The 11,567-nt window shown below is 37.6% G+C and carries 10 protein-coding genes; 8 read left to right on the top strand and 2 right to left on the bottom strand.

Going from position 1 to position 11,567, the window contains the following annotated elements:
* The first annotated feature begins 446 nt into the window (after positions 1-446).
* From HPC67_RS11640 to HPC67_RS11630, 3 genes are all read left to right on the top strand, one after another.
* The gene (locus HPC67_RS11640; RefSeq protein ID WP_217588109.1) at positions 447-1,811 is read left to right on the top strand and encodes a citrate transporter; all 1,365 of its coding nucleotides are present in this window, start codon (positions 447-449) and stop codon (positions 1,809-1,811) included.
* A 124-nt stretch (positions 1,812-1,935) separates the two neighbouring features.
* On the top strand, positions 1,936-3,159 hold the full coding sequence (locus tag HPC67_RS11635) for an amidohydrolase family protein (protein ID WP_217588107.1): 1,224 nt from the start codon (positions 1,936-1,938) through the stop codon (positions 3,157-3,159).
* A gap of 85 nt (positions 3,160-3,244) precedes the next feature.
* A complete protein-coding gene (locus tag HPC67_RS11630; protein ID WP_217588106.1) occupies positions 3,245-3,835 on the top strand; it encodes an ankyrin repeat domain-containing protein in 591 nt (196 codons plus the stop codon).
* A 111-nt stretch (positions 3,836-3,946) separates the two neighbouring features.
* On the opposite strand, the gene HPC67_RS11625 is transcribed toward HPC67_RS11630, so the two are convergent.
* Positions 3,947-4,216, bottom strand: coding sequence for a hypothetical protein (locus tag HPC67_RS11625; RefSeq protein ID WP_217588104.1), 270 nt, complete (start codon positions 4,214-4,216; stop codon positions 3,947-3,949).
* A gap of 21 nt (positions 4,217-4,237) precedes the next feature.
* Positions 4,238-4,522 carry a hypothetical protein gene (locus tag HPC67_RS11620; protein WP_217588103.1) on the bottom strand — a complete coding sequence of 95 codons (285 nt, stop codon included), beginning with the start codon at positions 4,520-4,522 and terminating at the stop codon, positions 4,238-4,240.
* Positions 4,523-5,004: 482 nt separating this feature from the next.
* Between HPC67_RS11620 and HPC67_RS11615 the strand changes: the two genes are divergently transcribed.
* The 5 genes from HPC67_RS11615 (at position 5,005) to HPC67_RS11595 (ending at position 11,488) form a co-directional block, all read left to right on the top strand.
* Complete coding sequence (locus HPC67_RS11615) at positions 5,005-6,018, top strand: extracellular solute-binding protein (RefSeq protein ID WP_217588102.1); 1,014 nt, start codon at positions 5,005-5,007, stop codon at positions 6,016-6,018.
* 32 nt (positions 6,019-6,050) lie between these two features.
* Positions 6,051-7,160: an ABC transporter ATP-binding protein gene (locus tag HPC67_RS11610; protein WP_217588101.1), complete on the top strand. Its 1,110-nt coding sequence runs from the start codon at positions 6,051-6,053 to the stop codon at positions 7,158-7,160.
* Entirely contained in the window at positions 7,157-8,812 is a 1,656-nt protein-coding gene (locus HPC67_RS11605) for an ABC transporter permease (RefSeq protein ID WP_217588098.1), read from the top strand. The genes HPC67_RS11610 and HPC67_RS11605 overlap by 4 nt, the downstream gene beginning before the upstream one ends.
* A 191-nt stretch (positions 8,813-9,003) precedes the next feature.
* Positions 9,004-10,722, top strand: a complete 1,719-nt coding sequence (locus tag HPC67_RS11600; RefSeq protein WP_217588096.1) for a sensor histidine kinase — start codon at positions 9,004-9,006, stop codon at positions 10,720-10,722.
* Entirely contained in the window at positions 10,700-11,488 is a 789-nt protein-coding gene (locus tag HPC67_RS11595; RefSeq protein ID WP_217588090.1) for a response regulator transcription factor, read from the top strand. Before HPC67_RS11600 ends, HPC67_RS11595 begins: the two co-directional genes overlap by 23 nt.
* Positions 11,489-11,567 lie beyond the last annotated feature (79 nt).

Below are 11,567 nucleotides of genomic sequence, written 5' to 3'. Positions count from 1 at the left end.
AAATTAAAAATATGTTCTTTATAATAAAAGGAAAATAGTGAAAAGTCAACGGTATTATGGATGGATATTATTAAGTTAGTGAATTTTCATGGCTAAAGTATACTTATATTCAATGTATTTCCAATTAACGGGATTTGTTATTACCAATAAATGGAGTTGTGAAAAGTTTAACCTTTATTTAATATATACACCGGTATTTTTTATGTTTTTGTAATGCGCATCATGGTATCTTAACGTCAAGGGATGACTTTAACAGATAGGTGCGCACCTAGACTGAGCAGTCCTAAAGTACAATCAATTATTTTGATCGTTAAATGTTATCGTGAAAGTGAAGTATTGAGCAATTATGTTTAGCGCATATTAGTCATGACACTTTTTTAAGATACACATTACAAAAGAACGGTATAAGAATTCTATACCGCAATTTTACAAGGAGGTTTATTGCTATGTTAAATAAGAAACGTAACTTATTTTCTATCGGAGCAGCACTTTTATTTATGCTTATTTCCAGTGCGCAAATTTTCGCGACTGGAGGTGCAGAAGAAATTGCAACACCTACAGGGTTTTATGCCATTTTAGTTATTGTGCCTTTGCTCGTCATTGTTGCACTATTATTTTTGAAAGTTGATATGCTTGCCGCTGGTTTTGTTGGGGGCACAATTGCAATGCTAATTGGAGGAATTGGACTTGCTGAAGCGAACGAACAATTTTTAAGTACCATTCCTGGCATGCTTTCAATTACAGTTCCAATTATCAACTCTGCTATTGCTATGGCCGTATTTAAATCAGGTGGTTATACATCAGCTCTAGCACTTGTACGTCGTAAAATTGGTAATAAAAATGAGTACGTCGCAGCATTCATCGTTATCCTGCAAGCCGCAGCAACATATATGTCTGGTATCGGTGGCGGTAGTGCAATGGTTATCGCACCTTTGGCCATGGCTGCTGTTGGTGCAATTCCAGAATTGATTGCAGCTATGTCGATCGCATCTGCTGTCGCATTTACAACATCACCAGCATCACTTGAGTCTGGTATTGTTTCGAAGATATCTGGTGTTCCAGTCGCTGAATATGTGGCTGAAATGAGATTATTCACCCTTGTGTTTGTAGTTCTTTCTGTTATTTTAGGCTTCTATGGTGCTAAAAAACGTAAAACATTGTTCAAAGGCGAAGAGAATGAAGAATTTGCTAAATTAAGTGATGGCGAGTTGTTCAGAATTACAATTCCAGCGATATTCATGCTCGCAGCTGTTATCGTAGGTCCATTTATTAATGATGCAATTGGAATGAGCCTTTTCAACCCACTTATGTACACAGTCGTTACAGTATTGTTGATCTTTGTTTGCACGAAGTTTAGCATGAACGAATCTCTTGAAGCAGTTGTTGATGGGTCAACTTATATTTTGACAAGACTATTTGCAGTTGGTATTTTCTTGTCATTCATTAATATTATTGGTGATACTGGTGCATTCCAGGTTATCGCAGGTATCGCAGAAAAAGCACCATCAGCATTTGTTGTTCCAGCTGCTGTTGTCGCGGGTATCCTAATTGGTATTCCTGCTGGCGCATATGTCGGGTCTATTCTTGGTCTGATATTACCAGTTGTTGCTGCATTGAATTTCTCACCAGTTGCGCTCGGTTTTGTAGCAATGGGTGTTGGTCTCGGAAGTCAGTTGAGCTTTGTTAACATTACAATGCAGGCACTTTCTGCTGGTTTCCAGCTTCCAATTATTCAAGTTGTTAAAGGAAATGGTAAATGGGTTGGAATGTCTATGGTACTCCTACTCGTTCTGTCATATTTCTTTGGATAAAAAGATTGCCTTGCTTCCCTAGCAAGGCAATAGATCATCTTTTCTTTTGAAGCCATGTTGAAAAGTTATGATCGCTTTGACAATACATTTGTTAAATTATATTTCAATAATGGAGGGGAAAGAAATGGATATTCTTATTAAGCAAGCAAAATTGGCTGAAGACATGGGATTAAAAGATGTTGCCATTCAAGATGGTAAAATCACACAGATTGAAGATCATATTGAAGCTACTGCGAGTCAGGTAATTGAAGCGAATGGAAAGGTCCTGATCCCTGGATTAGTTGAAAGCCACATTCACCTTGATAAAGCGTTAATTGCTGACCGCCTTGCAAATAAGTCTGGTACATTACAAGAAGCTCTTCAGGTGACAGCTAAGCTTAAGCCGACTTTTACAAAAGAAGATATTGTTGATCGAGCTGAACGTACTTTGCAAATGCTAATTAAGCACGGTACAACACACGTTCGTACGCATGCGGAATTTGATCCGGCACAAGGCTTTACTGGTTTTGACGTTATTATGGACTTAAAGGAAAAATATAAAGACTATGTCGATGTACAAGTCGTTGCGTTCCCACAAGAAGGTATCCTTAAAGCGCCAGGTACAGAGGAAATGATGTATCAAGCAATGGATGCTGGTGCTGATGTTGTTGGTGGTATTCCGTATAATGATACGTCAGCTGAAGAACATATCGACCTAGTGTTTGAAATTGCTAAAAAATATGATAAACCAATTGATTTCCATCAGGATTTCAAAGACGATGCAGAAGGTATGTCTATTGAATACCTTTGCGACAAAACGATCGCTGAAGGGTTCGTTGGTCGTGTTTCGGTCGGGCATTTAACAAGCTTAGGTGCTTTACCAAAGGAACGTCTACAAACAATCGTTGAGAAAATGGCTAAAGCAGACATTAGTGTTATGAGTTTACCGGCAACCGATCTACATCTTGGTGGTCGTGGAGACGAATATAATGTACGCCGTGCATTAACACCAGTACGAGCTTTACGTGACGGTGGCGTTAATATGTGTATTGCGACAAACAATATCCGCAATGCATTCACGCCATACGGAACAGGTGATGTTATGCAGACAGCGATGCTTGCGATTCCAACTGCTCACTTAGGTGGTGCGGATGACCTTCCAACCGTGTTACCAATGATTACATCAAATCCAGCAAGAGCACTTGGTATTTCGGATTATGGCATTGAGGTCGGCAAAACTGCAAACGTTGTGTTGCTTGATACAGAATCGGTTACGAATGCGATTATCGACCTACCAACAAGATTGTTCGTGATTAAGAATGGCAAAGTGACTGTTGAAACGCGTAAGACAGTAACGCTTAATAGCTAATTTATTTTGCAAAACTCAAGCGACTTCTATATGTGATATATAGGAGTCGTTTTGAGTATTATAATCGAAGCAAGGGGAGTAAGGGATGGGGAAGCATTTCATAGTAGCAGCAGCACGAGGAAATACAAAAAAGATTTTAACAATGCTTGAGTCTGGAGCAGACATTAATATGATGGATGATCGAGGGAGAACAGCTGTATTAGCTGCAACGTTTTATAATCAAGTTGATATGGTCAAGTTGCTCATTCAAAAAGGAGCGGATATAAATATTCGCGATTATCACTTAAGTAATGTGCTATTGTATGCAGGTGCTGAAGGTCTACTTGATATTGTTAAACTTGCAATAGGAGCTGGCGCAGATACGGCACTTACGAATCGTTTTGGAGGAACTGCCCTTATTCCCGCTTCGGAGCGTGGACATGTCGAAGTCGTGAAAGAACTTCTTGAAAATTCAGATGTCGATGTTAATCATATTAACCATTTGCATTGGACCGCACTGCTAGAAGCCATTATCTTAGGGGATGGCGGACAGAAATATCAACACATTGTTCAGCTCCTAGTTGATCATGGTGCAGATATTCATATCGGTGATCGAGAGGGTGTGCAGCCTTTGAAACATGCACAAAGATATGGATATCGGGAAATTGAACATATTTTAAACCAAGCCCGGCGTTAATTGTAAGTTATAAATACGAGAAAACGATTCAACATGCCAAATTATGCTGAATCGTTTTTTGATTTGATGGGGGCTTAAGTGTGGTACTGTAACAATTAAATTAAGTGTTATTTAACCACCCATTTTACTTTGTTGCAGTAGCTTTGACTCCCCTTTTTCCCATTCTTCCACCTGTTCAATCGCTTGATCAGGTGAATATCCTAGTCCAACAAGAACCCCCGATAATATGAATTCCTGATACAAATGTTCTGGATTGATGCCTTCTTCCATTTCCTGAAGTGCTCGGTCAACAAGCGGTTGAATATACGTCACCCATTGATCCGGAATACTCGGATCTTGTTGTCTTAATTGATATTGATATGCTGATTGATGTTCGTACACTCATGTCTCCTCCTCAATAAGTTATGTTCCCATACATCCATGCACACAGCTTCTCCACGCGCTTGTTCCGGGGCGGTAACCTAATCTAAAACAGCGATCACGGCACGCTTGCCAATTCGGATTATTAGGACCCCAGTTGTTCATACCTTGCCAATTTGGATTATTGGGTCCCCAATTCATCATATTAGGATCATAATATGGTCCTGGATTATACTGTCCATAGGGCTGGGGCATTCCTGGCATACCAGGGCCAGTTTGCTCCCATGGTGTGTTCTGATCATAATTCCACCAATCGTTTCCGTTCATTATGCAACACCTTCCATTATTTATTATTTCAGTATTAGCCTATGATAGAAGGGGCATAAGAAGTGCGCCTATTTTATGAGTCTCATATATACTATGCATGCCGCCGTATAAAATCATTTCGAGCCGCATATATCGTCATACACACTTATAAATGAAAATTCACACGCATATAATGAGAAACTGCCGCATACTTGCATCTGTAGACGCATATATCGCAAAGGAGACGTATATGTTTAAATAGCAGAATGACCGCCCTCTTATTTTGCAACTTTAATATCCTGAAATAAATAAATAATTCTTAATAAAAAATCTGATATACTTTAAATGAAAATATACACACATAGTTATAATAAATACCTAAATATAACTCATATAGTGTTTAAAATTACACAAATATGTTCGAAAGTGTTATTGTAAGTGCTTACAATTCGTTCTATGATTGAACTGTGCAATAAACCATACTATTAATTGGGGGCGTCATAATGAAAAAATTAGTGATGATGTTGTTAATGTTTGGTCTGCTCATGTTTGTAGCAGCATGTGGTAGTAATGATGAAGATGAGAATAAGCTCGTCATTTATTCGCCTAATAGTGAAGATATAATTAACACGATTATACCAATGTTTGAAAAAGAAACAGGTATAAAAGTTGAACTTGTTTCTGCGGGCACAGGTGAATTAATTAAACGAATTGAATCAGAAGCAGATAATCCATATGCAGATGTTTTATTTGGAGGAAGTAAAGCTCAAGCACGAGGCTATGCAGATTACTTCGAGGAATATACATCTAAAAATAATGACGATATGCTTCCTGAGCATCAAAATGTTGATGGATTTTTAACACCGTTCGTGGCTGACGGAAGTGTTCTTCTCGTTAACACAGATTTAATCGGTGACATTAAAGTAGAAGGCTATGCAGATTTATTAAATCCTGAATTAAAAGGAAAGATCGCTTCTGCAGATCCAGCAAGCTCGAGTTCAGCGTTCGCCCAATTAACCAACATGCTACTGGCTATGGGTGGGGATTATACGTCTGAAGAAGGTTGGAACTATGTATCAGAATTAGTTAAGAATCTAGATGGGAAAGTAGCAAGTGGTTCAGGTGCTGTTCATAAAGGTGTAGCTGATGGTGAGTATGTTGTTGGTTTAACGTATGAAGATCCGTCTGCCAGCTATGTCCGTGATGGTGCTCCAGTAGAAATTGTTTATCCAAAAGAGGGAACTGTATTTCTAGATGCGGGTGTAGAAATTATTAAAGATGCAAAAAACATGGACAACGCGAAGAAGTTTGTAGACTTTATTACATCTGAGCAAGCACAAAGTGCATTTGGTACGGAGCTAACTAACCGTCCGTTGCATAAGGATGCAAAACTAGGCGATCACATGACACCACTTGAAGACATTTACGTCATTCAAGAAGATGAAGCTTATATTAAAGATAACCGTGATAGCATCGTAGAACAATATATGGAAGTCTTTACAGATGCTCAAGAATAGAACATAGAGAATGCAGAGAGTAGGGGATAATTGTGAGCATAGCAATTCACTTTACAGACGTTATTAAAAAATATGGTGATACGACAGTTATTCCAGGGCTATCTCTAAAAATCAAGAAGGGTGAATTTTTCACTCTTCTTGGCCCTTCTGGCTGTGGGAAAACCACGCTTTTAAGGATGGTTGCTGGATTTAATAGTATAGAAGGTGGGGAGATCCATTTTGATGACAAAGTCGTTAATGAGTTGGCACCCCAGCACCGAAATATCGGAATGGTGTTTCAAAACTATGCAATTTTTCCTCATATGACTGTAAAACAGAATGTCGCCTTTGGATTAAAAAATAAAAAACTACCAAAAGATGAGATTGAAAAGCGAGTAGACGATATATTGGAAGTCGTCCAAATAAGTCAGTTTAAAGACACGTTACCTGAAAATTTATCAGGTGGGCAACAACAGCGAATCGCGCTTGCGAGAGCGATCGTAATTGAGCCAGATGTCCTTTTGATGGATGAGCCATTATCTAATCTTGATGCCAAATTGCGTGTTGAAATGCGGGAAGCAATAAAGAGTATTCAACGTAAGGTTGGCATTACAACAATTTATGTAACACATGATCAAGAAGAAGCGATGGCCGTGTCTGATAGAATTGCTGTAATGAAATCAGGAGAAATTCAACAAGTTGGAACACCTAAGGAAATTTATCAGCGTCCAGAGAATATATTTGTTGCGTCTTTCATTGGGCGAACGAATGTACTTGAGCGTCAAATTAACCGAAGAGAAGATGGCAGTTATCGACTCCATATGGATCCGTCATATCACGTATCCATTAAAGATATCGTTTGGTCAAAAGAAACAAATCAAGAAACAATGATGGCTAAGCTCTCAGTACGACCGGAAGAATTTATTATAGATGATGATGAGTCCGGCATGGAAGGCACTATTTTAACGAGTTCATTCCTTGGTATGAATACCCATTACCTCGTTGAATTAGGTGATGGAGAACACGTTGAGATTATTCAGGAGTCAATTCTTGGTGATTATTTACCGGCGGGTACACTGGTCAAACTACGTATCAAAAAAGAAAAGATAAACGTATTTGATCATAATACAGAAAGGACAATGCTAGGAGGCCGTTCAAAATGATTAACCAAGGTAAAAAAAGAGACGTATGGACGACGATTACGCTTGGGATTTTAATCATTTATGGCCTTGTACTCATTTATCCTTTATTTATTTTGTTTAAAGAAAGCTTTGTAAGTGGGGATAGAGGTACGTTTTCTCTTGAGCATTTTTATAAATTTTTTGAAAAAAAATATTATTACGGTGCCCTCTTCAACAGTCTAAAGGTTACTGTGGCGGTTACAATTAGTACGGTCATACTCGCCACACCTCTTGCTTATATTATGACGACGTTTAAAATTAAAGGAAAACTGTTTTTACAAATTTTAATTCTAATTTCATCAATGGCTCCGCCTTTTATCGGTGCCTATTCATGGATTTTGTTAATGGGCAGAAATGGTGTTGTAACGAATTTTATGAAAGACATATTCCATATTAACACACCTGACATATATGGATTTACAGGAATTTTGCTTGTATTAACGCTTCAACTAACTCCACTCGTATATATGTATTTAATGGGTGCACTAAAAGGTGTGGACAGTTCACTATTAGAAGCAGCAGAAAGTATGGGTTATACGGGCATTAATAAAATGTTGCGTGTCGTTTTACCATTAATTGTCCCGACTTTGTTAGCGGGGTCGCTACTCGTTTTTATGCGCGCACTTGCGGACTTCGGTACACCGATGCTAATTGGTGAGGGCTTTAAAACAATGCCTGTCCTCATTTTTAATGAATTTATTAGTGAGATGGGCGGAGATGATGGATTCGCTGCTGCAATTAGTGTTATTGTCGTTGTTTTGGCGCTGTTCGTATTCTTAGTGCAAAAGTATATATCAAACCGAAAGTCTTTCTCTATGAATGCATTGCGTCCGATTAAAGCTAAACAAGAAAAAGGATTTAAGAATGTGCTCGCCCACATATATGTTTACGGGTTTATCGGTTTGGCTATTTTGCCACAGGTATATGTGATATACACAGCGTTTCTAAAGACTTCTGGGCGAATATTTGTAAAAGGTTATTCACTGGATAGTTTTAGAGTCGCATTTGATCGTGCTGGAGACGCACTCGTTAATACGTTCACCCTCGGTTTAATTGCGCTATTCTTTGTCGTGTTAATTGCAATCTTGATTGGTTATGTAACGGTTAGACGCCGTAACATCCTGACGAATGGGCTTGATATAATGTCCATGGTACCATATATCGTTCCTGGTTCAGTGCTCGGTATTGCCCTTTTGTTAGGTTTTAATAATAAACCGCTAATGCTGAGTGGGACAGCGACAATTATTATCATTGCGTTTGTCATAAGACGTCTACCTTATACAATACGCTCGAGTGCGGCAATCATTCATCAAATTAATCCTAGTATAGAGGAAGCGTCGGCAAGCTTGGGTGCATCCAATTTGAAGACTTTTTTCAAGGTTACTTTGCCAATGATGCTACCCGGTGTTATTTCAGGTGCAATTCTCAGCTGGGTTACAATTATAAGTGAATTAAGTACATCAATTCTTTTATACACTGCACATACAAAGACGATGACGATTTCTATTTACACAGAGGTTATTCGAGGTAACTACGGTATTGCAGCTGCGTTAGCAACGATTCTAATTTTTATCACGATAATATCGTTACTCATATTCTTTAAGCTGACGGGTCGAAAAGAAGTGTCACTATAATCTTTAAATGTCCGATATGTCGAGCGGTAAATGTGCTCTGTTATTCGGACATTTTTTTCGTATATGTATTGTTAACCATTAAGCCTGCTATAAAGACCGAATCTCTTAAAACAAGCAGGAGAATCAAGCAATAAAAGTGGTTTGGCATTATAATAATATAGAGTTACTAATTGGCATGGAGGCGAGAGGAAATGATTACAAAACGTAAAAATTTTAAAGATACAACAAAAGAACTTTTCCTTAAATATACGTTCATTCCTATCGTCGTTTTAATGATATTGTTTTTCTTTTTTACAGTGTGTATATTCCGGATAAAAATAATGTATGACACGCATCAAGCAGGGACGGCTATTTCTGAGTCATTTACGAATGTAGAGAATTCCTATTATAAAGAAATAGAGCGTATGGCACATTTACCAATTGTAACGACTACGTTGAAAACGCATTTATATAACAATCGTGTGTATGAAGAATTTTATAATTTTAATAACCAGCAAAGGGTTAAAAGTGCTTTTCACTTAATAAATGCTGATGGGGTATTTTTAGCGTCAACAACGCCTTCTGATAGTAGCATAAATGGCTATATTTGGCGTGATATTATTCCTCGCATGCATAAAGATCCTCATGGTATTTTAATGGAGACAAATACGATGCTTTATCCCCATGGAAAAACAACCACTTTTACGATGGGAAAGCCTGTACTAGAAAATGATCACATTATTGGATATATTGTTTTTCAGTTGTATGAAGAAGATTTGCAGCATCTTATATTTGGTGGAAGCGCAGATATTGCTGTAATTACTGATGATTATGAGCGTGTCATTGCCACAACAAATGGCATTGTAAAAGGGCTTATGAATAAGTTTTCAGTAAATCAACTGTCTGACCATCGAGTTGAGATGAAGGGGCAGCACTATTATATGAAAGAAGTAAGGATAGACGATCGGAATTACCGTGTGTATACATTGAATTCAATTAATAATAGTAGTCTCATTATCTGGATTTATGTATTGTTTATGGTCGTTACAAGTGGATTACTTTTTATTCTGGTTCAGAAGCTTGCAGAAAAGATGTCCAGCCAAAATGTCCAATCGATCGAAAAATTACTTGGAGCTGTGAAACAATTAAAGCAAGGTGATCTTCAATCATATGTGAGAATTGAAACAGGCGACGAGTTTGAAATTTTGGCTGATCAATATAATGATATGCTTGACCATTTAAATGAACTCATACAAAAAAATGAGGAACTCTCTAATTTACGGCGAATCAATGAAATACGTCTACTTGAAAGTCAGTTCAATCCACACTTTTTATTTAATGTGTTGGAAACGTTAAGATATACAATGCTGACGGATAAAGGGAAAGCCCAGGAAATTATTTTCTCACTATCCCGTCTATTGCGTTACAGCATTGAAAATACATCACAGAATGTGTTGTTTGAAAAAGATTTAAATTATATCTTTGATTATTTGAAACTGTTGAAAATGCGGTTCACTGATCGACTCCATTATAAGATCGAAATACCAGAACAAATCAAGCAGACTTATGTTCCGAAGCTTTTGCTACAGCCATTGATTGAAAATGCCATTAAATATGGGTATAGGCATCAGACTCATCTCACTCTAAAAATCGGTGCTGTAATTAGAGGAAACGATATTGAATTTACTGTTTCTGATGATGGATCGGGGATTAGTGAAGCAAAGCTCATTCAAATACATGATAAGCTGACCTATGCAAAAACAGCAAAGCAAGCAATCGGATTATACAATACGCATCGTCGACTTGTTCTGCTTTATGGAGAGCCGTATGGTGTCGAGGTGATGAGTACAAAAGGACAGGGAACGGTTGTAAAAGTACGTATGCCATTTTGTGAAGGGGATTTTAGCGATGTACAGAATACTGATAATTGAGGACGAAGAAGTGATTCGTGAAGGGTTAAAATATATGGTTGACTGGGTTAAAATGGATTGTGTTGTTGTTGGAGAAGCGTGCAATGGTGAAGAAGGGCTGGAGCAAATTGAGAGCCTTGTTCCAGATATTGTCCTACTTGATGTAAACATGCCGATCATGAACGGGATTGATATGTTAGCAGCATACAACGGAACACAGACATTCTGCACAATTATTTTGTCTGGATACAATGATTTCGCATATGCAAAAAAAGCACTTGAATATGAAGTCATTGATTATTTACTCAAACCAATTGATCATAAAGAATTGTATAAGGCTGTTCATCGTGCAAAAGACGTGCTTGAAATAAAAACAGCGTATAAAGCGATAGAAGCGCAAATTCTCACAAAGGAAAACGTGAATGTATATGATACGAATCTGTTAGGGCGTATAAACAAGACGAGTCAGCATGTCACTCAAATGCTTCAATATGTTCAAGAAAACTATCACGATAAAATAACAATAAATGATCTCGTTGAAGAAATAGGAATGAGTGCAACCTACCTTAATAAAAAATTTAAACAAGAAACAGGGTTCAGTTTTAATGATTTCTTAAATCGTTATCGTATTCAAAAAGCCATTCAAATGATTAGTACAGGAAATGAAAAAATATCGATGGTCGCACTTGAAGTCGGATATAGTCAATATCAATATTTTGTAAAAGTATTTAAAAAATATACGAATATGCTTCCAAGTGATTATGTGGATTTGAGATGGCACAGTTAGAAAAATTTATTTTTATAGTTAGCCAATTGACAAATTCCGACAAGTGACAGGCACTGCCAACTTCATTTACAATAGGATT

It is taken from the genome of Lentibacillus saliphilus (assembly GCF_019093865.1).
GTDB lineage: Bacteria > Bacillota > Bacilli > Bacillales > Amphibacillaceae > Lentibacillus_B > Lentibacillus_B saliphilus.
Note: the sequence above shows the minus strand (reverse complement) of the source record. Positions and strands in the feature narration are given on the sequence as shown.